This is a genomic window from Ruegeria sp. F11 (assembly GCF_056533855.1).
The window spans coordinates 50,152-73,022 of the sequence record NZ_JBQFOW010000013.1; the positions used below are offsets into that span (position 1 = coordinate 50,152).

Genomic DNA, 22,871 nt, shown 5'->3' on the forward strand with positions numbered 1-22,871 from the left:
CACATAGAGGGTCTGATGTCCAGAAAGCTTCTTCCGGTTTCGGTCACGGCGGTTTTGATGGGGGGCACTGCGTTGGCGGATGCCCCGAACGTGGCGGTTGATATCGCGCCGGTGCATTCGCTGGTCGCGCGCGTGATGGAGGGGGTCGGCACCCCGAAGCTGATCGTGCAGCCCGGCGCTTCACCCCACGAATACAACCTGCGCCCGTCCGAAGCAGCTGCGCTGCAAGAGGCCGATTTGGTGTTCTGGTTGGGTGAGGATCTGACGCCCTGGATGGAGGGCGCGATTGAAACCCTTGCCGACGGTGCAACGGTCACGACCTTGCTGGAATCCGATGGCACCGTCCTGCTGGATTTCCGTGAAGGCGCGTTGTTCGAAGCGCATGATCATGGCGATGAGGATGATCATGAGGACCATGCCGACGGGGACGGTCACGACGATCACGATCATGATGAGGATCATGCCAAGCATGACGAACACGGGCATGATGACGAGCATGATCATGATGAGCACGCGCATGATGACGACCACGATCACGAAGACCATGCGGGCGACAAGGATCACGACGATCACGGGCACGACGACGAACACGCGCATGACGAGCATGCCGAAGACAAAGACCATGAAGATCACGCCGGTCACGATGACCACGGACACGAAGGGCACGATCACGGCGACCACGACCCTCACGCCTGGCTATCGCCTGCCAATGCCAGCACCTGGCTGAATCTGATCGCGGCACAGCTGTCCTCGGCTGATCCGGACAACGCAGGCGCTTACTTCGCCAATGCCGCCGCAGCGCGCGAAGAAATGGACGCGCTGTCGGCAGAAGTGGCCGAGATGCTGAACCCCCTTCGCGGCGGCAGCTTCATCGTCTTCCACGACGCCTATCAGTATTTCGAGGATGCGTTCGAGTTTCCTGCCTCGGGAGCGATTTCCCTCAGCGACGCCTCAGACCCAAGCCCGGCTCGGGTCGCAGAAATTCAGGGGCGCATTCGCGACGAAGGCGTTGATTGCGTTCTGGCCGAACCGCAATTCAATCAGGGCCTCGTCGATACTGTGATGGACGGAACGGACGCCAAAACAGGCGTAATCGACCCTCTCGGGGCCGACCTGGAGCCCGGCGCGGACCTGTATCCGCAGGTGATCCGCAACATGGCCAAAACACTGGCAGAGTGCCTGTAGTTGCAACCCGGCTGACCCGCGCCAAATTGGCCTCGGGTCAGCCGTCTGGCCGGTCCACCTCGGGCAAGCTTTCTTTCAACAACTGTTTCAGTTCTGGCCGCCAAGACGCGGCCAACGCATCATCCCGCGTCACCAGCGAGAGGTTGCGGAACAACGGCTGCGGCCTGCAGGGCAAGATCTGAACCTGATCGCCGCCGTACCGCGCGACATCCGGGCGCGGCAAAAGCGCATATCCGATCCCGTTTCTGACGCATTGGACAATCGCTTCGATACTGTCCAGCACGATCACGTTTCCAGACGTAAGCTGCATGCGATCCCGATACCGCGCGATCAGCTTGCCAATCCCCGAGGTCGGCGCGAATTGCAGAAACGGCAGAGACGCATCCAGATCGGCAAACCCGCCAATGGCGCTTGAGGATGGGACCGCGACAACCATCTCCTCTTGCCGGAGCGTTTCGCAGGCCAGTTCGACGGTGGCATCGTCGATCTCGGTCACAACGGCCGCGTCCAACTGGCCGTTTCTGACCTGATGACACAGGGTTTCCGAGAGGGCCGTTGTGGCGCTGAACGCGGCCTTCGGGGCCTGCTGTGCGGCAACCCGCAATAGCCTTGGCAGAATGCGGGCACTGGCTGACGGAACAAAGCCGATCCTGTAGGCCCCGGTCAGTTCGCTGGTCGACAGGCAGCGTGAGCGTAGCAGCGCGTAAGCTTCCACGATGGACCTTGCATCCTGCGCAACCCGTTTCCCCAGCGGCGTCAGCTTCGGCGGTCGGAACCTGCGGTCGAACAGCTCAGCCCCCAGCTCATCCTCCAACGACTTCATCTGCATGCTCACCGCAGACAGGGTCATGTTGCGAATGTCCGCCGTGCGGGAGAACGAGCTGTGCTGTGCCACAGCAACCAGCGTTTCGAGGGAAGATATCTGCATAACTTCAACAAACCTCAATTTATCCATCAAGTAAATTCGTTTGTGAAAGAGATGCTCAGTCTCACATAATAGTGAGAACACGAAAAGGACGGCTCAATGCTCGACCAAGGCACCAACAGCTATCAGGCAATTGCCCGCGACCTCGCCCCGGGCTTTGCAGATCGCGCCGGATATTGGGACGAGACTCGCATCTATTGCTGGGGCAATGTGCGCACCCTGACCGACGCAGGCCTGATGGGCATGACGATCCCGACAAAGTTCGGAGGGTTGGGCGCAAGCTATAGCGACGTGGTTCTGGTGGTCGAGGAAATCGCCAAAGCCTGCGCCCTGACCGCCCGGATCGTGGTCGAGGCCAACATGGGCGGCATCAGCGCAATCATGGCCTATGGCACCGACGCGCAGCGCGCCTATGTCGCCCCCATCGTTCTAGCGGGGGACAAACCGGCCATTTGCATATCGGAACCCGACGCCGGCAGCGCCGCGACCGAGATGCAGACAACCGCCCGGCGTGTTGGCGGCACATACCTCATCAACGGCACCAAACACTGGATCACCGGGGGCGGTGTCTCCAAGCTATACCTCATCTTCGCGCGCGTTCTGGATGAAGACGGAACCGAACAGGGCATAACCGGCTTTCTGGTGCATTATGACCCGAACAACGGGATCGCGCCCAAAGGGTTCGAGGTCGTGCGCCACGAACGCACCATGGGCCTGTGCGGCATGCCCGAGGCCGAGCTGCGGTTTACCGATCTGGAAGTGGATGCCCGCTTCATGCTTGGCCCCCCGTCCGGGATCGGGCGCGGCTTTGCCGACCTGATGACCGCCTATAACAGCCAGCGCGTCGGCGCAGGCACGGTCGCCATGGGCATCGCCGCTGGCGCGCTGGACCATGCCAAAAGATATCTGCGCCAGCGCCACCAGTTCGGCCGCCCCCTGCAGGAATTTCAGGGTCTGCAATGGATGTTCGCCGAGATGGATACAGCCGTCCATGCCTCACGCCTAATGCTGCACGAGGCGGCGAGGGCGCTTGGCCCAACCGGTTTTCCCGACATGTTGATGGCAGCGCGCGCCAAGGCCTTTGCCTCGGAACAAGCGGTGAAGGTCGTGAATGACGCGCTGCAGATGTTTGGGGCACGCGGCTACGGGGCGCAGGAACCGATTGAGCGCATGTACCGCGACGTGCGCATGTTCACCATCGGAGGCGGCACCGCCCAAGTCCTGAAAACGCAAGTCGCAGGCGCATTGCTGGGCATCAAAACACCCCAGACACGGGACGGCTACGCGAAACTGGCAGAGGAAACCCCAGCGGCTCGGTCTACGGGCTGAAACACACGCCTGCGACGACGGCGCGGCTTTAGCGCGGAGCAAGCCATTTAAACTGCAGTAACTTAAGGGATTTTTTACCAAATGGCGGACCGAGGAGGATTCGAACCCCCGACCCCTTGATTCGTAGTCAAGTACTCTATCCAGCTGAGCTATCGGTCCGCGTTGGTGAGGCGCTATGTAGACCCGGGATCAGGCACGTGCAAGCCGATTCTTCAAAAAATCTTCAAAAAGTCACGTCCCCGCGCGGCAGCCTTATTTCAAAGGTGGTTCCCTCGGGGCCAGTGTCTTTCAGCAGCAGATCGCCGCCATGCCCGCGGACAAGTTCCTGCGAGATTGCCAGCCCCAGACCAGAGCCGCCCTTGCGCACGCCACCCTGAAACGGGGTGAACAGGTTCTCGCGGGCTTTGGGGGGCAGGCCGGGGCCGGTGTCGCGAATTTCGATGCACCAGCTGTTGTCATACTCGCAACCCGCGATGGTAATTCGCCCGGGTTTACCCGAAGCCACCAGCGCCTGACGCGCATTGCGCACCAGGTTCATGATCACTCGGAACATCTGTTCCGGATCGGCGCGGGCCACCAGATCTTCGGGCAGGTCGTTTGCGATCTCGACGCAAGCATCGGCGAGGGCGAGCCGTTCATTGGCGGCCACGTCCTCGGCGATGTCGCGCAGGTGCACCATGGTCAGGGTCGGCGCAGGCTCCTCGGCGCGGCCGAAGGCCAGCGTGCTTTCGCACAGCGACACCGCCCGCGTGATCGAGTTGACCAGCTTGGGTGCCATACGGCGGACCAGCGGGTCGTCGCTTGCCTCGATCCTGTCGGTGAACAGTTGTGCCGAGGTCAGAATATTGCGCAGATCATGGCTAACCTTGGCCACCGCACCGCCCAATTGCGCCAGACGCTCCCGTTGCTTCAGGGCTTGGGTCAGATCTGTCTGCAGTTGCTGCAGGGCCTCTTCGGCCTCGCGCAGTTCGGTCACTTTGGAATTGGGCGAGATGATGCCCCGCGCATCCTCGGGCGCGCTGGCGTAGCGCTGCATATAGCCGACCACGCCTTTGATCGGCTTCACCAGAACAACGCGCACGGCCAGAAACAGGAAAAACGCCGTGATAATCGAGATCACGAAGGACAGGCCCAGAATTCGCAGGCCGTAATCGGTCATGGCCATGCGCAAGGGCATGCTGTCGGTGGTCACCTCGATCAGAAGGCCCGCGCTTTTGACTGGTTCGCCAATCACGCGGATCACCTCGTTCTCAGGCGTCAGCAGCCGGGAGATCGCGTCGCGGATCAGAACCCACGGGCCTGCATCGCGCAGGTCGTAGGTCTTGGTAATCTGCTCGGGGATGGGTGACGACAGCATCAACTGGCGCACTTCGTCGCGGCGCAGCACGACGTTATAGACACCCGCATTGGCCAGCAGCTCGGTCTCAAGATCGTCGGCCAGCATGTCGTCGGCCAATAGCGCCAATGAGGCGATCTGGGCGCGTTCCAGCCGGTTCAGCAGGAAATCCTCGCGAAAGCGCGCGATCGAGGGGACAAAGATCAGAATCTCGGCCAACATGACGAAGACCGTGGTCAGGATCAGAAATCGGCCTGACAGCGAGTTCACTCTGCTCTCCCTTTTCCAGTCAGGGTATCCAGCGCTGGACGAATCTGACCATTCGTTTAACCGTTTGATTCTCAAACAGCCTTGGCGAGAAATAAGCACCCGCGACGCGTTTGTTAAGCTCTCCGATCGTCGGATAGGGGGAAACCATCGCGGCGATCTGGCCCATCTTCAGGTTATTGGCCAGCGCCAGCGACCACAAGTTGATCAGTTCGCCCGCCTGATGACCCACGATTGTAGCCCCCACGGGTCGGCCTTTTACGACCATGACCTTAATGAAGCCTTTCGTTTTACGCTCGGATATCGCGCGGTCGTTGTGGTGGTAGTCAAACCGCGCGATTTCCATCCTGTCACCGTGCTGCGCACGAGCCTGCGCCTCGGTCAGGCCGACTTGGGCCAGTTCGGGGTCCGTGTAGGTGGCCCAGGGGATGTGGGCGGTTTTCGCCTTGGACGGCAGGCCAAACAGGGCCGAGCGGATGATGATCCCCGCGTGATAGCCTGCGACATGGGTGAATTGCAGGCCGCCCGCGACATCGCCAATAGCATAGACCTTGCGGTTCGTGGTGCGCAGTGTTTCATCGACCTTGATGCCGGTTCGGGTGGGCTCGATCCCAGCGGCCTCAAGGTTCAGCCGGTCGGTATTGGCCTTGCGCCCCGCCGCCAGCAGCAGATGCGTGCCCGCGTAAATCTGGCCGGTCTCGGTCACCACCTCGACCTTGCCGTCCGAGCCGTGAATCTGGGCGACCATGGCCTGTTCGTGGATCTCGACACCTTCGGCGCGCAGGGTGTCCAGAACAATCGCGGCGGCCTCGGGGTCATCCTTGCCCAGCGCCTGCATGCCTTCGATTACCGTCACTTTGCAGCCCAGCCGGATATGGGCCTGCGCCATCTCCATGCCAATGGGACCACCGCCGATGATCAGCAGATGTTCGGGTTTGTCGCGCAGATCAAAGATCGTCTCGTTGGTGTAGTAGGGCACCTGATCCAGACCGGGGATCGGCGGCACCAGAGGGGACGAACCGGTCGCAATCACCACGCGGCGCGCTGTGATCAGCGTGTCGCCCGCCTGCACCTGCGTTGGCGAGACAAAGCTGCCGTATTCCCGGATCACCTTGACGCCGAAGCCCTCGAAACGTTCCTGACTGTCCATCGGCTCGATCTGCGCGATGACATCCTGCACGTGGTCCTTGGCGGCGGCATAATCGACCTTGGGCACCACATCCGCCACGCCCAGCGCTGAGGCATGCGCCTGACCGTAAGCCGCCTTGCCGCTGGCGATCAGGGCCTTGGACGGAACGCAACCAAAGTTCAGGCAGTCGCCACCCATCTTGTGGCCTTCCAGCAGGACCACATCGGCGCCCATCTGACTGGCCCCGGCGGCAACCGACAGGCCTCCGGACCCGGCTCCGATCACCAGGATATCGGTTTTCAGTTCGGTCATGGATCAGCTGTCCTTTTTGCCGCGCAGGGCTTTGATCGCAATCGGCAGAGCGGCCAGAAGGCACAGGCCAAGGATGGGGCCGATCACGAACGGTTCCCACAGCAGCGAGACATCCGGCGTTTCGCCCCGGTCGAATACGCCGCCCAGACCGACGCCGATCCAGGTGTAGACGATCCCGCCGGGAATGATGCCCAGCGCCGTGGTCAACAGGAAGTTGCGGAACTTTACGCCCACCAGCGCAGGCACCAGATTGGCCACGAAGAACGGCACGACAGGCACGAGACGCAGCAGGAACAGCACTGAAATCTCGTTTTCGCGCAGGCCGTCTTTCAGCTTTTTGACCGTGCCTTCCGAGGATTCCAGCCGCGCGGTCAGCGACTCGCCCAATCCCCAGCGTGCCGCCAGAAAGATCGCCGATGCGCCAATAGTGGCGGCGACAACGTTAAAGACAGTGCCAGCGAACAGGCCGAACAGGAACCCTCCGGTCATCGAGGCGACGGCCGCGCCGGGCAGGGAAAAGGCCACGATCACGATGTAAATACCGACAAAAGCCGCCGCCATCGCCCAGTAATGTCCGTCGCGCCAGGCCAAAAGCGCCTCGCGGTTGTCGCGCAGGGTCTCGAAGGTCAGGTAATCCCCAAGGGTGAAGAACCCGACGGCGGCGACCGTCAGGATAATCAGCAAGGGAATATGGCGCGCAATCCCGCTGCGCGGCGCCTGGGTGGTATCGCTCATGTCGCCGTCCGGCTTTGTCAGTTTCATCTCCACCACAAGATGCGCCGCCTGGGCATCAAGCAACAGAGGCTTCACGCGGCCTTGATCCATGTGTCGGTTAATGTGAGCGTTTCCGTGTGGAACACACCGATTCTGAAATCTTTTGGCCCGCCCGGTTACAGAATTGTTGCAAATAGCGACAAAACCCCCACCTAGGGGTTTGACTTACCCTGCCCTTAGCAGTAGAGGACGGGCTTCGAACACTAGGGCCAGGCGAATCCGCGCCGCACCCCACCGCTATAGATTGGAGACGGAGCGATGAAACGCACCTATCAGCCTTCGAACCTGGTTCGCAAACGCCGCCACGGTTTCCGCGCGCGCATGGCCACCAAGGCCGGCCGCAAAATCCTGAACGCGCGCCGCGCACGTGGCCGCAAGTCGCTGAGCGCATAAGCCTCTCGACCTTTCAGGTTATGAACATGACGCCGCCGGAGGCCCCTGAGGATGGTAACAACCAGCCGAGGGTGACGCCCCCGGCGGCGTCCGTTTGTTCGCGTGACACTCTGACCGTTCTGCAGAAACGGTCAGATTTTCTGAAAGCTGCGCGGGCGCGCAGGCAGGGCACATCCTCGATGATGGTACAGGCCCGCAAACGTGCGCCCGATGAAACCCCCGGTATTCGGGTGGGGTTCACCTGTTCCAAGAAAGTCGGCAACGCAGTCGCCCGCAACCGCGCTAAACGCCGGCTGCGCGAGGCCGCGCGGGCCGTTCTGCCTGCGCACGGGCTGGACGGATGGGATTACGTTCTGATCGGACGGGCCGAGGTGACCGACGCCCGCCCGTTTGACGCCTTGCTGGACGATCTGAAATACGCGCTGCGCAAGCTGCACGACACCGGGAAATGACGCTGTTTGCCCATATCCTCGCGCTGCCCGTCCGGGCCTATCGGCTGATCTTCAGCCCCTGGGTCGGGTTCAATTGCCGCTACCAGCCCACATGTTCCGCCTATGCGCTGGAGGCGCTGGAGAAACACGGCCCCATCAAAGGCGCGTGGCTCGCCGCCCGCCGCATCGGGCGCTGCCACCCCTGGGGCGGGGATGGCTATGATCCGGTGCCGGATCGCAAGGACTGAGACGCCTCAGACCAGCGCCAGATTGCCGCGATCCGTGCGCGCCCGGGTCGGAATGACCTCACGGTCCAGCTTGCCCATGAAGGTGTGAAACAGGTCTTCGTAGAACCTCGGCGCGTCGAAATACCAGCTATGCGAGGCGGATTTCCCGTCCGGATAGCTGTCTTTGGTCTTCTTGTAGAACGCGCCGCAATACAGGTTCACCGCCTTGTCCGCCCGATCCTCGGGCAAACCGACCCGCCCGGCCCGGCGTGAGACACCGATACGTTTGATTTCCGAGACCGACAGCGCCTCGTCAAACGGGCTGTAGTAACAGGTCAACCGTGCGCTGCGACGCAACAGGGATGAGGTTTTGGGGTTTCCGTCCCGGAAGGATTTCGACGACACATCCGCCGCCACAAAAGCCACCTGACTGGTTGTCCAACTGGTCTGGGCCGTGGCGTGGTCGTCATCGGCATAATCCATCGCCTCGCGCACCAGATAGGTGCCCATGGAATGCGCCAGAACGTGAATGTTGTACCGACAATCCGCCGTCTGCATGCGCGACAACCGGTTGATACCGTGCACAAACAGCTTGTCCGCCGACCGCCGCGCCTCGGCCCGGTCCGAATTGTAACCCAGAACCGACCCGTCGCTGGGCCAGTCATAGCTGATAACGACGCCCTTGAATCCGTGCGCCTCAAGCCCTTTGCGGATTTTGCGGTGACGTTCCAGCATCTCGAACTGTTCGGTATTGAAGCCATGCACAAACACGACGATATGGCCCTTGCCCTCGTCGGTCGCCCCCGCCGCGGCCTGGACGTCGCGCAGCCAGTCCGAGACCCGGACCTCATGTTTTCGCGCAGGCTGTTTCGCGGTGCCGGGGATCGCCAGATACCGCGCAGCCCCCAGTTTGTTCGAGTAGTGATCGCCCTTGCGGGCACGGACGGAAAAGAAATAGTCCATGAATTCGCTCCTGCCTGAAATGCTGGCTTCCTACCACATCCGGCGCACATCCCCAAACCGGCTGCGTTCAGCCTTGCCCGGGCGCATTGCTCGGTGTACGCACGGGCCCATGTTTGATGACGCAGACGATATCCACCCGCTGTTCGCCGGCGCGCCCTCGACCACCGAGTTCAAGAAGCTGCGCAAGCGCATCGTGCGCCAGACCCGCGAAGCCATCGAGCACTACGGGATGATCGAACGCGGTGAAGGGAAGCCCCCCCGCTGGCTGGTCTGCCTGTCGGGCGGCAAGGATAGCTATACCCTGCTGGCCGTTCTGCATGAGCTGAAATGGCGCGGCCTGCTGCCGGTCGATCTGCTGGCCTGCAATCTGGATCAGGGTCAGCCCGGCTTTCCTGCCACCGTCCTGCCCGAGTTCCTCGAACGCATGGGCGTGCCCCATCGCATCGAATATCAGGACACCTATTCAGTGGTTATGGATAAGGTCCCGCAGGGCCGTACCTATTGCGCGCTCTGCTCGCGCCTGCGGCGGGGCAACCTGTACCGTATTGCGCGAGAAGAGGGCTGTTCGGCGGTCGTGCTGGGCCATCACCGCGACGATATCCTCGAGACGTTTTTCATGAACCTGTTCCACGGCGGGCGTCTGGCGACCATGCCGCCCAAACTGGTGAACGAAGAAGGCGATCTGTTCGTCTATCGCCCGCTGGCCCATGTGGCCGAGGCCGATTGCGAGAAATTTGCCAACGCGATGAACTATCCCATCATCCCCTGCGATCTCTGCGGCAGTCAGGACGGATTGCAGCGCCAGCAGGTGAAACAGATTCTCGACCAGTGGGAAAAGAACAGCCCCGGACGGCGGCAGGTCATGTTCCGCGCGCTGACAAATGCGCGGCCATCGCATCTGCTGGACCCGAAACTGTTCGATTTCGCCAATCTTGCGCTGAAATCCGGTGAAATCGACGAAAATTCAGAAGAAATTCCGCGCTTGCGTTAACGACTGACTCAGAGAGGTTTCCTAGGGTCTGCCTTGTGCGATGTCAGCCAAGGCCCGGAAACTGATGCGAAATTCCCTATTTTTTCGACGATTGGTTCGATCCCTCTCAGGTGTGTTCGACAGCCCTTCCGCGCTGGCCTTTGTGCCCGCGATCAGCCTCGGGGCATTCTGGATAGGCGGGGAACGGGCGCTGGTGGCGGTCGCGCTGGGGCTGCCGCTGATATGGGCGGGTTCCGGCATAGCGGGGTCCCGGCCCAGGGCAAACGGTCGCGAATCATCGGGCGGGCTGCTGCCAAATGATGGCTTTGACGCTGCCCTTGGTGATGTGTTCTCGGCTGCCAATCGCAGCGGCGACGCCTCGGCCTGTATCGCGCTGGCGCTGGACAGCCACAGCCAGATCGTTGATCTGCACGGTCAGGCCGCCGCCGAGCATATCAATCAGCAGGTTTGCGCCCGCGTCCTTTCGGTGATCCGAACCGGGGATTTCGTGACCCGGCTGGACGGGCACAGGATCCTGATCGGTCTCAGCCCTGCGCAGCATCTGGATCTTGAGACCTGCATCCAGTTGACCGGGCGCATCCAGTCCGCAATCGAAACCCCGGTGATGCTGAACGAAGCGGGCGTGTACCTGTCCTGCTCAATCGGGTTCTGCCTCAGCACCAACGCCACGGACGGCACGGCCAGCGACTGGAAAGAAGCCGCATTCAGCGCGTTGTTTGAGGCGCAGCAAAATGGCCCCTCGACCATTCGGGCCTACTCCGCCGAGATCAGCCGCCGGTCGAAAATCAGGACCAACTTGCGCAAGGAATTTGACTCCGCGTTGAACAACGGGGAAATCCGCCCTTGGTTCCAGCCGCAGATCTCGACCGATACAGGGCAAGTGACGGGTTTTGAGGCGCTGGCCCGCTGGGAACATCCCAGCAAGGGCGTCCTCGGGCCGCATCTGTTCCTGCCCTTTGCCGAGCAGGCCGGGCTGATGGAGCGGTTTGGCCAGGCCATCCGCGAACATGCCTTTGCCGCCATGCGCGACTGGGACCGCGCCGGAATGATCGTGCCTCGGATCGGGATCAATTTCTCGTCGGACGAGTTGCGCGATCCCAGCCTGATTGACCGCCTGAAATGGGAGCTGGATCAATTCGACCTGACCCCGGACCGGCTGGCAGTTGAGGTGTTGGAGACCGTGTTCTCGCACCGTCCCGACGACGTGATCACCCGCAACGTCTCGGGTCTGGCGGCCTTGGGATGTTGCATTGATCTGGACGATTTCGGAACCGGCCACGCGTCAATTGCGTCGATCAAACGGTTCAAGGTGTGCCGGATCAAAATCGACCGCTCTTTCGTCACCAAGTCCGATCAGGACCCCAGCCAGCAGCAGTTGGCCAGCGCCATTCTGACCATGGCCGACAAGCTGAATCTTGAGACCCTGGCCGAGGGGGTCGAGACATCAGGCGAACACGCCTTGATGGCCCAGTTGGGCTGCAACCATGTTCAGGGCTTCGGGATCGGCAAACCCATGCCCGTCGAAAAAACCGTCGACTGGATCACCGCCCATCGCAATAAAATCGGGGGCGTCCCCAAAATCGGTCGACAAACCGGGTAGCGGGACGGAATTGCATCACGGAAAGCCTGTGCAAGGCGAATTTACCGGCGATTCCGCTTGACCTTTGGGCCAGCACTCTGTTGAACCCTGCGGGTGTCTTTCACTGCTCAAGGTGGCTGTCCCAGATGGACGATCAGAACAAGAATCTCATCCTCGCAACCGCGCTCAGCTTCATGGTGATCCTGGTTTGGTTCGTCCTGTTCCCTCCGCCGGAACCGGCACCCACAACCGAACAGGCCGAGATCGCTGCTGTCGAGGACACCGATGTTCAGACGCCCAGCGCCTCGGGAACCGGCACTTTGGGCGAGGCAACGACTGCCGCGGAAGAAACCCTGCCCGAAGAACAGGCCCCGCGTGTGCAGATCGACACGCCGCGCCTGAAAGGCAGCCTGTCGCTGTCGGGCGGCCGCATCGACGAGCTGTTCCTGAAAGATTACAAGGTTTCCATTGATGAAGGCGCGCCCATCGTTGAGCTGCTTGCGCCGGTGGGCTCTGAATCCGCTTATTACGCCCTTTACGGCTGGGCCCCCGGTGCCGGGCTGGAAGGCGCAGATGTGCCCGGCCCCAACACCCTGTGGACCCTGGAGCAGGGTAAAGCGTTGGGCGTGGACAGCCCCATCACCCTGCTTTGGGATAACGGCAACGGCCTGACCTTCCGCCGCACGATTTCGGTGGACGCGGATTATATGTTCTCGGTCACGCAATCCGTTGAAAACGGCACACAGGCCGAAGTTGGGATGGCACCGTATGGCATTCTCGCCCGCCATGGGATCGGCGAGGATGGCGATCTGCCCGGTCTGAAAAACTTCTTCATTCTGCACGAGGGCGTGATCGGCATGGCCGACGGTACCCTGTCCGAGGTCGACTACGGCGACGTGCGCGATTTCGACATCGACCCGAACGAACGAGCCCAGGCCGAAGTGTATCAAGTCAAGCAGGACGGTTGGATCGGCTTCACCGATCACTACTGGATGACCACGCTGATCCCCGAACCGGGCTCGGCCTTCAAGGCGGCGGCCAAATACGACTCGCGCCGCAAAATCTACCAGACCGAAACCGTTCTGCCGACGCTGACCGTCGCCCCCGGCGCTACGGAAGAGGTCACGACACGCCTGTTTGCCGGTGCCAAAGAATGGGAGACCATTCGCGAATACCAGAAGGAAGGCGTGCAGAAATTCATCGACAGCATCGACTGGGGCTGGTTCTTCTTCCTGACCAAGCCGATCTTCTGGCTGCTGCACAACATCAACGCCCTGATCGGCAACATGGGCTGGTCGATCATCGGCCTGACCCTGATCATCAAGGCAATCCTGTTCCCGCTGGCGTTCAAATCCTACGTCTCGATGGCGAAGATGAAGGAACTGCAACCGCAGATGGAGGCCCTGAAAGAGGCCGCTGGCGACGACCGTCAGAAGATGCAGCAGGGCATGATGGAACTGTACAAGAAGGAAAAGGTGAACCCCGCCGCGGGCTGTTTGCCGATCCTGATGCAGATTCCGATCTTCTTCTCGCTGTATAAGGTGATCTTCGTCACCATCGAACTGCGTCAGGCCCCGTGGTTTGGCCCGTTCCAGGACCTGAGTGCGCCCGACCCGACCTCAATCTTCAACTTCTTCGGCTTGTTGCCCTGGGCAGCCCCGCAGCCCGAAAGCTTCATGGCGCTGATCTTCATCGGAATCCTGCCGTTGCTCTTGGGTATCTCGATGTGGCTGCAGCAAAAGCTGAACCCGGCGCCAACTGATCCGACGCAGGCGATGATCTTTGCCTGGATGCCGTGGGTCTTCATGTTCATGCTGGGTGGTTTTGCCAGCGGTCTGGTGGTGTACTGGATTGCGAACAACACGATCACCTTCACCCAGCAATACCTGATCATGCGCAGTCAGGGCTATACGCCTGATGTGTTCGGCAACATTAAGTCGGGCTTCAAGAAAACGCCAAAGACGGATGACAAATGAGCGGCGCGGTCACCAGCCTGTGGCGGCACCCGATCAAAAGCCACGGGCGTGAAAGCCTTGATCACGTCACTATGACCCCCGGGCAGACCATGCCCGGGGATCGTGTTTGGGCCGTCGCGCATGAGGCTTCGAAAGCCGATGGCTCGGAATGGGTGCCATGCGCCAATTTCAGCCGGGGGGCCAAGGCACCCCAGCTGATGGCAATCTCGGCGCAGTTGCAGGGCGATACGGTGACGCTGCGCCACCCCGACCGCCCCGATCTGAGTTTTGAGCCGGACACCCAGCAGGACACGTTTCTGGATTGGGTCGAACCCTTGATGCCTGCCGATCGCGCGGCCTCGGCCCGCATCGTCCGCGTCCCCGGACGGGGTATGACGGACAGCGATTTCCCTTCGATCAGCCTGTGTAACATGGCCTCACACCGGGCAGTGGAACAGAAGCTGGGCCACGATCTGTCCATTGTACGCTGGCGCGGTAATATCTGGTTCGACGGCCTGCCGCTTTGGGAAGAGTTCGACTGGCTGGGCCGCGATATCCGCATCGGAGAGGCCGTGTTCCGCGTCCGCGAACGCATCACGCGCTGTCTGGCGACCACCGCCAACCCCGATACCGGCGAACGCGATGCCGATACGCTGGGAGCGTTAAAAAGCTGGGATCATCAGGATTTCGGTGTCTATGCCGAAGTGCTGGAGGGCGGCTTGGTCCGGACCGGCGACAAGGTGCAGATGCTATGAACGCGCTCCCCTTCCCCTTGGCCGAAACCCCCGATGAGTTTGCGGCGGAAACCGGCCGCAAGCTGTTTGCAGGCGAATCCGAGTTCGTCAAAGGCGTCGTGGCCATGGACGGGTTACCCGCCCCCGACCGGTTAGAGGTCTGCTTTGCGGGCCGCTCGAACGTGGGTAAATCCAGCCTGATCAACGCGCTGACCGGCACCAAGGGGCTGGCGCGCGCCTCAAACACGCCGGGCCGCACGCAAGAGATCAACTTTTTCACGCAAGGTCCAGAACTCTATCTGGTCGACCTGCCCGGCTATGGCTACGCCAATGCGCCGGTGAAGGTGGTTGAGAAATGGCAGCGGCTGCTGAAACAGTATCTGAGCGGGCGTCAGACCCTGCGGCGGGCCTTTGTTCTGATTGATTCACGCCACGGGGTGAAACCGGTGGATGATGAGATCATGAAACTGCTGGACACCAGCGCCGTGACCTTTCAATGCGTGATGACCAAGGCCGACAAGGTGAAAGCAAAGGACCGCGCGAAAGTGCTGGATCAGGTGCGCGGCGCGTTGTCCAAACACCCGGCGGCCTTCCCCGAGATCGTGCTGACCTCATCCGAGAAAGGCGACGGCATTCCGATCTTGCGCTCAATAATCGCGCATCTGGAATAGTCACGCCAGTTCCGGTTCTCATTAATAAGACTGATCGCCAATGTCCCAAGAGCGCCGAAGGCTAGGCAGGGCATCGGCGATTCTATGTAAACCGGAACTGCTTTAGGCCCTTGGCAGTGCCGCGCAAAGGTCCTAACACGGACTGTCAGAGGGACCTTAGCCATGAAGACACGAGACATGAACCGGGACTGGATCGCCACCGCCGCAACCCTGAACAGCGCCCTGCCCTATCTGCAGCGCTATGACGGCGCGATTGTCGTCATCAAGCTGGGCGGCCACGCCATGGGCAGCGATGAGGCGATGGACAGTTTCGCACGCGACGTGGTGCTGATGCGTCAGGTCGGCGTGAACCCGGTGGTCGTGCATGGCGGCGGGCCGATGATCAACGCGATGCTGGACAAGCTGCAGATTCAATCCGAGTTCGTGAACGGCAAGCGCGTCACCGACAAGGCGACCGTCGAGGTGGTCGAGATGGTGCTGTCGGGCCTTGTGAACAAGCGCATCGTGCAGGCGATCAACCAGCAGGGCGGCACGGCGGTCGGGCTGTCGGGCAAGGATGCCAATCTGATGACCTGCGATCAGGCCGACCCATCGCTGGGCTTCGTGGGTTCGCCCTCGGAGATGAACCCCAAGGTTCTGCACAACCTGTTCGCCCACGACGTTATTCCGGTGATCGCCCCTCTGGGTGCGGGCCGGGACGGTGAGACCTTCAATATCAACGGCGATACAGCTGCCGGGGCCATTGCCTCGGCGCTGAAGGCGGATCGCCTGTTGCTGCTGACCGATGTCTCGGGCGTCAAGAATGCAGCCGGTGAGGTTGTGACCGAGCTGAAAGCCGGTCAGATCCGTGAGATGACGATGGACGGCACCATTGCGGGCGGCATGATCCCCAAGACCGAAACGGCGCTGGACGCATTGCACAGCGGCGTGCGCGCCGTGGTCATTCTGGACGGGCGCGCGCCGAACGCGGTTCTGCTGGAGCTGTTCACCGAACACGGCGCGGGTTCGCTGATCCGGCCCGACTGACCCGATCTGCGGAGGAGAGATGACCGGACATCCCCCACCCTCCTCTTACATGGCGGCAATCAGCTATGGCTGGGTGGGGCGCGTTGCGCATCAGGCGGGTCTGATCGTCATGGGCGCGACCCATCCACGTATCAGCGGTGCCAAAGGACTGGACGGGGGGACCCTCGTCCTTCTGGGCGCGGGGTCGGCGTTTTGGCCCGTTCTGAAAGACTCGCCCGAATGGCAGCGCCCCGACCCGGTGGACCGCTGGTCCAGCCGTGTTATTGGCGGCATGGCGCAGAGGCTGGGTGCGCAGGCCCATTTCCCCTTTGGCGGACCGCCTTACGCCCCGTTCATCGACTGGGCGCTGAAATCCGGGCGCACCTTCAGCAGCCCGGTCGGCGCATTGGTGCATGACACGGTCGGCATGATGATCTCGTACCGCGGCGCGCTGCACTTTGCGCAAGAGTTCGACATCCCCGAAATCAACGCCCCATCGCCCTGCACAGGCTGCCCAGCCCCCTGCACGACAGCCTGCCCGGTTGGGGCGCTGAATGCCGAGGCTTTTTACAGCGTCGACGCCTGCCACGACCATCTGAACACGCCCGAGGGGCAAAGCTGCATGACTGGCGGTTGCCTGGCCCGGCTGGCCTGCCCGCTCAGCGCCGGGGCGGGCCGCGATCCGGAACAATCCGCCCACCATATGAAAGCGTTCCACCCGACATGACCCGCACACTGATCCTGACCCGCCATGCAAAATCCAGCTGGGACGCGCCGGTTGCCAGCGACCATGACCGCCCGCTGAACAAGCGCGGGCGCAAGTCGGCCCCGGCCATCGGTGCGTGGCTCAAACAAAACGGCTGGCTGCCCGATGAGGTCATCAGTTCCACCTCTGCCCGGACGCGCGAGACATGGGACAGGATGGGCCTGCAGGCCGCCACGGTCGGCTTCACCCGCAACCTGTACCACGCCGGACCGGACGAGATGCTGGCCGTTCTGTCCGGCGCGACCGGGGAAACGGTGCTGATGCTGGGGCACAATCCCGGAATCGCAGCTTTCGCACAGCACATTGTGCGGCAAGGCCCCGATCACACCAGATTCTACGACTACCCCACCTGCGCCACGACGGTGATCCGTTTCGACATCGCGAATTGGGCGGAGGTGACATGGCACAGCGGGACAGTGTTGGGTTTCACCATCCCGCGTGAGTTGCTGGCATAGAAAAAGGCGAGGCCAAGGCCCCGCCTTCCCTCGATCTCAATCGGATCAGTGGCCCAGAATCTGGCTCAGGAACAGCTTGGTCCGCTCGCTTTGCGGGTTGTTGAAGAACTCTTCCGGTTCGTTCTGCTCCACGATCTGGCCGGCATCCATAAAGATAACGCGGTTGGCGACCTGACGGGCAAAGCCCATCTCGTGGGTCACGCACAGCATGGTCATGCCTTCCTCGGCCAGTTCGATCATGGTGTCCAGCACCTCTTTGATCATCTCAGGGTCCAGGGCCGATGTCGGTTCATCGAACAGCATGATGCGCGGCATCATGCACAGCGAACGGGCAATCGCCACACGCTGCTGCTGACCGCCAGACAGCATGCCAGGGTATTTGTCCGCCTGTTCTGGGATTTTCACCTTTTCCAGGAAATGCATCGCGCGCTCTTCGGCCTCTTTCTTGGGCGTTTTGCGCACCCAGATCGGGGCCAACGTGCAGTTTTCCAGAATGGTCAGGTGCGGGAACAGGTTGAAGTGCTGGAACACCATGCCAACCTCGGACCGAATCTTGTCGATGTTCTTGAGGTCATTCGACAGCTCAATCCCATCGACGACAATCGTGCCCTGCTGGTGTTCCTCCAGCGCGTTCAGGCAGCGGATCAGGGTGGATTTCCCCGAGCCCGACGGGCCTGCAATAACGATCCGCTCGCCCTGATTGACGGTCAGATTGATGTCGCGCAGCACGTGGAACGAGCCGTACCACTTGTTCATGCCGTTGATTTCGATGGCGACCTCGTCGCTCACCTGCATTTTTGAGCGGTCGATTTCGCGTTCTACTGCAAGTTCAGACATGTGTTGAACTCCTTAACGATGATCTGTGGCAAGGCGACGCTCGAGCCACTGAGAATATTGAGAGATGCCGTAGCAGACGACGAAGAACAGAAGCGCGGCAAAGCCAAAAAGCTCCCAGTAAATGCCTTGCCACTCGGTCGACGCCAGGATGGGACCCCGGATCATACCCACCAGATCGAACATCGAAATGACCGAAACCAGTGTGGTGTCCTTGAACAGGCCAACGGCCACGTTCACAATCCCGGGGATCGAGATCTTCAGAGCCTGCGGCAGGATGATCAGACGCATGGCCTGCGGGTAATCCAAACCCAGACTGTCTGCTGCCTCGTACTGCCCGCGCGGAAGCGCTGCCAGACCGCCGCGGATCACCTCGGCGATATAGGCGGCCGAGAACATGGTGATCATGATCACGACGCGCAGGAACAGGTCGACCGTGCTGTCAGGCGGGAAGAAATAGGCCAGCATCACCGAAGCCACGAACAGCAGCGTGATCAGAGGCACGCCACGGATGAATTCGATGAAGATGACGCAGACCCACTTGATCAGCGGCATGCTGGACTGACGACCCAGCGCCAGCGCGATACCCAGCGGCACCGACAGCGACACACAAGTCACACCCAGCATCATGTTCAGCATGAAACCGCCCAGGTCACGGCTGGGAACGTAAGTCAACCAGGCGTTTTCTGACGCGCCTTCAGGGATCAGTGCCGCGCCTACATTCCAGATTATCAGTGCAATGACGATGGCACCAAAGAACCCGGCGGCAAAGCTGTTCTTACCCAGTTTCTGGAACACCGCACCCGCAGCGATACAGCCCACCAGCGCAACCAATGGCGCAAGGATGGTACCGCCCCAGATCAGCCAGAAGGCGATGAACGGGTAAAGCGCGGTAAAGATCAGCAGCTTGCGCGGTAGATCGAAGAACAGCACAGGGGCAAAGGCCACCAACATCAGCACAAAGGCCAGATTCGGGCGCCAATATTCCTCGGACGGGTATTTGAAGCCATAGATCAGTTGCGGCCAACGCTCGGTCAGAACGGCGAAACAGGCCCCCGTCTTACCTGCCAGAATCTCGCGACATTCCGCCAGCGAGTTCGCATTCCAAACTCCATTCAAAATCCACGGTAGCGTGTTTTTCAGAATGAGGTAGATCAGGATCAGCGAGATCACCGTCAGGATCGTGTTGGCTACGCCCGAGAACAAGTTCTCGCGCATCCACTTGACCACACCGACCTCGTTTGCCGGGGGCGGTGAAGGGGGGATTGTGCCTTCTGCCACGAAGGCGATCGAATTCGTCGTTTGATCACTCATGGCTCAGCGCTCCTTCAACTTGACGGACGCGTTGTAGATGTTCATCACCATCGAAATCAGCAGCGAGGCCGTCAGGTAGAACAGCATCAGCAGCAGAACACACTCAATCGCGCGACCGGTCTGGTTCAGCGTGATACCACCCAATGTTGCGGTGATATCGGCATAGCCAACGGCAATCGCCAGCGACGAGTTCTTAGTGATGTTCAGGTACTGCGAGATCAGCGGCGGGATGATCACCCGCAGTGCTTGTGGCAGGATCACAAGGTTCATAATCCGTCCGGGACGTAGACCCAGCGCTGCGGCGGCCTCGGTCTGACCCTTGTTGATCGCCTGAATCCCCGCGCGTACGTTTTCAGCAATGAAGGCACCAGTGTAGATCGACAGGGCGAACCACAATGCGATTAGTGGTGCACCGATTTGAAGACCCCCTCGCAGGTTAAAACGGTTTGCCAAAGGATCAGGCAGGTTCCATGACAGTCCCAACGAAAACAGAACAACGATCAGCGGCAAGATCCAAATCGCGGCGTTTACTAATAGGGTATTTGGCCTGACGCCTGTTTCCTCTTGCTTAATCTGAGCGTTTTTATTCACAAATCGCGTAGAGAAATAGGACGCGACCAACACTGCAATTACAAGCAACCAGTTCGCAACGCCGCCAAAACCGCCTGTAAAGTATGGAAGCGGTACGTAAATTCCGCGGTTGGTAAAGGCAAAGAGTCCGAGCACCATTCCACGCTCGGCATCCTCACCCAAATAGGCCCTTGGTGCGGGCATCGCAGCGGTGATGATGAAGAAGATGATAAGAATCCAGATCAGAACCGGAATATTCCGGAAGATCTCGACATAAAACGCCATCAGCTTTGAGATTAGCCAGTTGTTGGACAAGCGTAGAACGCCGGCGATCACGCCAAACACGGTTGCTGTGATACAGGCCAAAAAGGCCACCAGCAGAGTGTTCAGAATGCCGACAACAGCCGCACGTCCATGCGAGGATTGGCTGTCATACTCAATGAGGCGTTGGTTGATATCGTAACCGGACGGATCGCCCAGGAACGAATAGGAAATGTTAAGGCCAGCGGCCCTGAGGTTCTGGATCAGGTTGTTGCCCAGATACCAGATACTAAGCGCAATAACGATTGCCGCAATCACCTGAAATGTCATCGAGCGATAGCGGGTATCGTTTATGAGCATCGACAACCGAAAATCAGCTTTCGGCGGGTCTGTCATAGTCGACATATTTTGGAATCCCCGTAGCCTGTGGACTGCTTTACCCCGGCGAGGTTGTCCCCGCTCTGCACCCGTCCACAGCAGTTATTAGTGAAGAGGGCGCAGGTTGCCCCGCGCCCTCTCCGGTGGATGTCTTAGCGGAACGGCGGCGAGTACAGCAGGCCGCCATCGGTCCACTGCGCGTTCAGGCCGCGTGCCAGACCGATCGGGGTTTCTTCACCGATATTCGTGGCAAACACTTCGCCGTAGTTGCCACCCGCTTTGATCGCCTTGGCAGCCCAGTCGGCATCCAGACCCAGCATCTCGCCCAGCGTACCTTCGGTACCCAGCAGGCGGTTCACTTCCGGGTTGTCGGTGCCCGACTTCAGCTCGTCGATATTCGCCGAGGTCACACCCAGCTCTTCAGCCGAGATCAGCGCGTTCAGGGTCCAGCGGACAACATCGCCCCACTCGTGATCGCCGTGACGGACCAGCGGGCCCAGCGGCTCTTTCGAGATGATTTCAGGCAGCAGGACGTGATCACCGGGGTTTTCGAACGTGGCGCGGGTTGCGGCCAGGCCCGAAGCGTCGGTGGTGTAAACGTCACATGCGCCAGCCAGATACTGCTGCTGCGCTTCGGCGTTGGTTTCGATCGGAACCGGCTCGTAGCTGATGTTGTTGGCACGGAAGAAATCGGCCAGGTTCAGCTCGGTGGTGGTGCCGGTCTGGATGCAGACGGTTGCGCCGTCCAGTTCCTTGGCCGAGCTGACGCCCAGAGCCTTGGGAACCATGAAACCCTGACCGTCATAATAGTTGACGCCCACGAATTCGAACTTCAGGTCTACGTCGCGGCTGAAGGTCCAGGTGGTGTTCCGGGCCAGCATGTCGATCTCACCCGAAGCCAGCGCGGTAAAGCGTGTTTTGCCGGTGGTGGGCACAAACTCTACCGCATTCGCGTCACCCAGAACGGCAGCGGCCACGGCGCGGCACAGATCTACGTCAAAGCCTTGCCATTCACCATTTGCGTCAGGTGCAGCAAAGCCGACCAGACCGGTGGTCACACCGCAGTTCAGCGTACCCCGTGCCTTGACGTCGTCCACAGTACCCGCCACGGCTGCGCCAGCGGCCAGACCGGCAACTGTTGCCGCGCCCAAGATTACGGATTTTTTCATTTTTACCTCTTCCTGATTTTCCGCCCTCACAAAGGAACGGTTCTACCCGGCGATTTAACGCCGGAAAGGTTTCCCCAAAGGTGTCTCCCCTTTAGTGGGCTTGAGTTTGGGCGCATTCATAAACAAACGTCAAGGGCCGGATCAGAGAAAACGATGGGTCCGGCCAACAGGTTTTGGCAGGCCGGTCCCAATTTCTGGGGTAAAGGATCAGACAGATACGTCGAAGAAGCGTTTGGCGTGCAAAAAAGCGGCTTTCTTTGTTTCCGCTGCCGAATGGGCCTCGTCGTCATGGCCCCATTGTTCGATCTGCCAGCGTTCGTCCAGCCGCGAAATTTCCCAGATGACCTCGGCTTCGCGCCAGTTCATCGCTGCTGCAAAGCCCAGAACCAGCGAGCCCGAAAGGCTGACAAGATCGTGGAAGGCAGCCAGTTGGAAGGCATCCATCGCGTGCACCCGGCGGCGCAGCGCGATCAGGGCCTCCTGTGGCTGCGGCTGGTGCAACACCCCGGCGACCGGCAACAGCCGGGCGGAAAGCACCTCGGCCGCCCAGTCCAGCGCCGGGTCCCATTCATCGGTCTGTCGGTTCCGCAATTCCTGCGGATGGGTCGCGCGATAGCACAGCAAATCCGAATCGCCATAGTCAGCCAGCATGTCGGCCACCTCGGCATGCTGTATCCGTACCTTGTCGATCGCCGCATTGGCCGAGCGGGTAAATGGCATCGAGGCCGGGTCGACCTCGGTCTCCTGAGCGTCCCATTCGGCGGCCACAGCCTCGGCCATGGCGCGGGTCGGCAGGATCAGCGCGGCCTTGGCGGGGGTTTTGACCCGGCGTCCGTCCAATTCGACGGTAAAGCCGCACTCTGCCTCAACAACGGCGCTGGTTTTCCAGAAGCGTTTCGGTTTCCAGTCGCTCATGTC

At 60.7% G+C, this 22,871-nt stretch carries 23 protein-coding genes and 1 tRNA gene; 13 read left to right on the top strand and 11 right to left on the bottom strand.

What is annotated here, in order from left to right:
* Positions 1–15 precede the first annotated feature (15 nt).
* The gene (locus ACR0NJ_RS17155) at positions 16–1,185 is read left to right on the top strand and encodes a zinc ABC transporter substrate-binding protein (protein WP_480818340.1); all 1,170 of its coding nucleotides are present in this window, start codon (positions 16–18) and stop codon (positions 1,183–1,185) included.
* A 37-nt stretch (positions 1,186–1,222) separates the two neighbouring features.
* Here the strand turns inward: ACR0NJ_RS17155 and ACR0NJ_RS17160 are convergent, their stop codons facing one another.
* Entirely contained in the window at positions 1,223–2,113 is an 891-nt protein-coding gene (locus ACR0NJ_RS17160) for a LysR family transcriptional regulator (RefSeq protein ID WP_480818341.1), read from the bottom strand.
* Positions 2,114–2,209: 96 nt separating this feature from the next.
* Here ACR0NJ_RS17160 and acdA point away from each other — a divergent pair, with 96 nt between their 5' ends.
* The gene (gene acdA, locus ACR0NJ_RS17165) at positions 2,210–3,439 is read left to right on the top strand and encodes a 3-sulfinopropanoyl-CoA desulfinase (protein WP_480818342.1); all 1,230 of its coding nucleotides are present in this window, start codon (positions 2,210–2,212) and stop codon (positions 3,437–3,439) included.
* Between the two features lie 82 nt (positions 3,440–3,521).
* On the opposite strand, the gene ACR0NJ_RS17170 is transcribed toward acdA, so the two are convergent.
* From ACR0NJ_RS17170 to ACR0NJ_RS17185, 4 genes are all read right to left on the bottom strand, one after another.
* A tRNA-Arg gene (locus ACR0NJ_RS17170) sits at positions 3,522–3,598 on the bottom strand.
* A gap of 64 nt (positions 3,599–3,662) precedes the next feature.
* On the bottom strand, positions 3,663–5,045 hold the full coding sequence (locus tag ACR0NJ_RS17175; protein WP_480818343.1) for an ATP-binding protein: 1,383 nt from the start codon (positions 5,043–5,045) through the stop codon (positions 3,663–3,665).
* 19 nt (positions 5,046–5,064) lie between these two features.
* Positions 5,065–6,483 (bottom strand): dihydrolipoyl dehydrogenase family protein, encoded by a 1,419-nt coding sequence (locus ACR0NJ_RS17180; RefSeq protein WP_480818344.1) that lies wholly within the window; start codon positions 6,481–6,483, stop codon positions 5,065–5,067.
* Between the two features lie 3 nt (positions 6,484–6,486).
* Complete coding sequence (locus tag ACR0NJ_RS17185) at positions 6,487–7,218, bottom strand: TVP38/TMEM64 family protein (protein WP_480818345.1); 732 nt, start codon at positions 7,216–7,218, stop codon at positions 6,487–6,489.
* A gap of 297 nt (positions 7,219–7,515) precedes the next feature.
* On the opposite strand from ACR0NJ_RS17185, the gene rpmH reads away from it, so the two are divergent.
* Genes rpmH through yidD form a run of 3 tightly spaced genes read left to right on the top strand, consistent with a single transcriptional unit; the run spans position 7,516 to position 8,329 of the window.
* Positions 7,516–7,650 carry a 50S ribosomal protein L34 gene (gene rpmH / locus ACR0NJ_RS17190; RefSeq protein WP_005980833.1) on the top strand — a complete coding sequence of 45 codons (135 nt, stop codon included), beginning with the start codon at positions 7,516–7,518 and terminating at the stop codon, positions 7,648–7,650.
* Positions 7,651–7,676: 26 nt separating this feature from the next.
* A complete protein-coding gene (gene rnpA / locus ACR0NJ_RS17195; RefSeq protein WP_480818346.1) occupies positions 7,677–8,102 on the top strand; it encodes a ribonuclease P protein component in 426 nt (141 codons plus the stop codon).
* Entirely contained in the window at positions 8,099–8,329 is a 231-nt protein-coding gene (gene yidD, locus ACR0NJ_RS17200; protein WP_480818347.1) for a membrane protein insertion efficiency factor YidD, read from the top strand. Before rnpA ends, yidD begins: the two co-directional genes overlap by 4 nt.
* Before the next feature lie 6 nt (positions 8,330–8,335).
* Here yidD and ACR0NJ_RS17205 read toward each other — a convergent pair whose 3' ends face one another.
* Positions 8,336–9,271 carry an alpha/beta fold hydrolase gene (locus ACR0NJ_RS17205; protein ID WP_480818348.1) on the bottom strand — a complete coding sequence of 312 codons (936 nt, stop codon included), beginning with the start codon at positions 9,269–9,271 and terminating at the stop codon, positions 8,336–8,338.
* A gap of 109 nt (positions 9,272–9,380) precedes the next feature.
* Between ACR0NJ_RS17205 and ttcA the strand changes: the two genes are divergently transcribed.
* From ttcA to ACR0NJ_RS17245, 8 genes are all read left to right on the top strand, one after another.
* Positions 9,381–10,262, top strand: coding sequence for a tRNA 2-thiocytidine(32) synthetase TtcA (gene ttcA / locus ACR0NJ_RS17210; protein WP_480818349.1), 882 nt, complete (start codon positions 9,381–9,383; stop codon positions 10,260–10,262).
* A 64-nt stretch (positions 10,263–10,326) separates the two neighbouring features.
* Positions 10,327–11,862 carry a putative bifunctional diguanylate cyclase/phosphodiesterase gene (locus tag ACR0NJ_RS17215; protein ID WP_480818350.1) on the top strand — a complete coding sequence of 512 codons (1,536 nt, stop codon included), beginning with the start codon at positions 10,327–10,329 and terminating at the stop codon, positions 11,860–11,862.
* 125 nt (positions 11,863–11,987) lie between these two features.
* Positions 11,988–13,817 carry a membrane protein insertase YidC gene (yidC, locus tag ACR0NJ_RS17220; protein WP_480818351.1) on the top strand — a complete coding sequence of 610 codons (1,830 nt, stop codon included), beginning with the start codon at positions 11,988–11,990 and terminating at the stop codon, positions 13,815–13,817.
* Complete coding sequence (locus ACR0NJ_RS17225) at positions 13,814–14,551, top strand: MOSC domain-containing protein (protein WP_480818352.1); 738 nt, start codon at positions 13,814–13,816, stop codon at positions 14,549–14,551. The genes yidC and ACR0NJ_RS17225 overlap by 4 nt, the downstream gene beginning before the upstream one ends.
* Positions 14,548–15,201 (top strand): ribosome biogenesis GTP-binding protein YihA/YsxC, encoded by a 654-nt coding sequence (gene yihA / locus ACR0NJ_RS17230; RefSeq protein ID WP_480818353.1) that lies wholly within the window; start codon positions 14,548–14,550, stop codon positions 15,199–15,201. The genes ACR0NJ_RS17225 and yihA overlap by 4 nt, the downstream gene beginning before the upstream one ends.
* 162 nt (positions 15,202–15,363) lie before the next feature.
* Positions 15,364–16,227 carry an acetylglutamate kinase gene (gene argB, locus ACR0NJ_RS17235; protein WP_480818354.1) on the top strand — a complete coding sequence of 288 codons (864 nt, stop codon included), beginning with the start codon at positions 15,364–15,366 and terminating at the stop codon, positions 16,225–16,227.
* Positions 16,228–16,246: 19 nt separating this feature from the next.
* A complete protein-coding gene (locus tag ACR0NJ_RS17240; RefSeq protein ID WP_480818355.1) occupies positions 16,247–16,933 on the top strand; it encodes a ferredoxin in 687 nt (228 codons plus the stop codon).
* Entirely contained in the window at positions 16,930–17,427 is a 498-nt protein-coding gene (locus ACR0NJ_RS17245; protein WP_480818356.1) for a SixA phosphatase family protein, read from the top strand. Before ACR0NJ_RS17240 ends, ACR0NJ_RS17245 begins: the two co-directional genes overlap by 4 nt.
* 45 nt (positions 17,428–17,472) lie before the next feature.
* Here the strand turns inward: ACR0NJ_RS17245 and ACR0NJ_RS17250 are convergent, their stop codons facing one another.
* The 5 genes from ACR0NJ_RS17250 to ACR0NJ_RS17270 all read right to left on the bottom strand — a co-directional run bounded on the left by ACR0NJ_RS17250 (position 17,473) and on the right by ACR0NJ_RS17270 (position 22,868).
* On the bottom strand, positions 17,473–18,264 hold the full coding sequence (locus tag ACR0NJ_RS17250; RefSeq protein ID WP_480818357.1) for an amino acid ABC transporter ATP-binding protein: 792 nt from the start codon (positions 18,262–18,264) through the stop codon (positions 17,473–17,475).
* 12 nt (positions 18,265–18,276) lie between these two features.
* Positions 18,277–19,575: an amino acid ABC transporter permease gene (locus ACR0NJ_RS17255; protein ID WP_480818358.1), complete on the bottom strand. Its 1,299-nt coding sequence runs from the start codon at positions 19,573–19,575 to the stop codon at positions 18,277–18,279.
* 3 nt (positions 19,576–19,578) lie between these two features.
* Positions 19,579–20,811, bottom strand: coding sequence for an amino acid ABC transporter permease (locus tag ACR0NJ_RS17260; protein ID WP_480818359.1), 1,233 nt, complete (start codon positions 20,809–20,811; stop codon positions 19,579–19,581).
* Between the two features lie 125 nt (positions 20,812–20,936).
* Positions 20,937–21,953, bottom strand: coding sequence for an amino acid ABC transporter substrate-binding protein (locus tag ACR0NJ_RS17265; protein WP_480818360.1), 1,017 nt, complete (start codon positions 21,951–21,953; stop codon positions 20,937–20,939).
* A gap of 207 nt (positions 21,954–22,160) precedes the next feature.
* Positions 22,161–22,868, bottom strand: a complete 708-nt coding sequence (locus tag ACR0NJ_RS17270) for an ATP12 family chaperone protein (RefSeq protein WP_480818361.1) — start codon at positions 22,866–22,868, stop codon at positions 22,161–22,163.
* Positions 22,869–22,871: the final 3 nt, after the last annotated feature.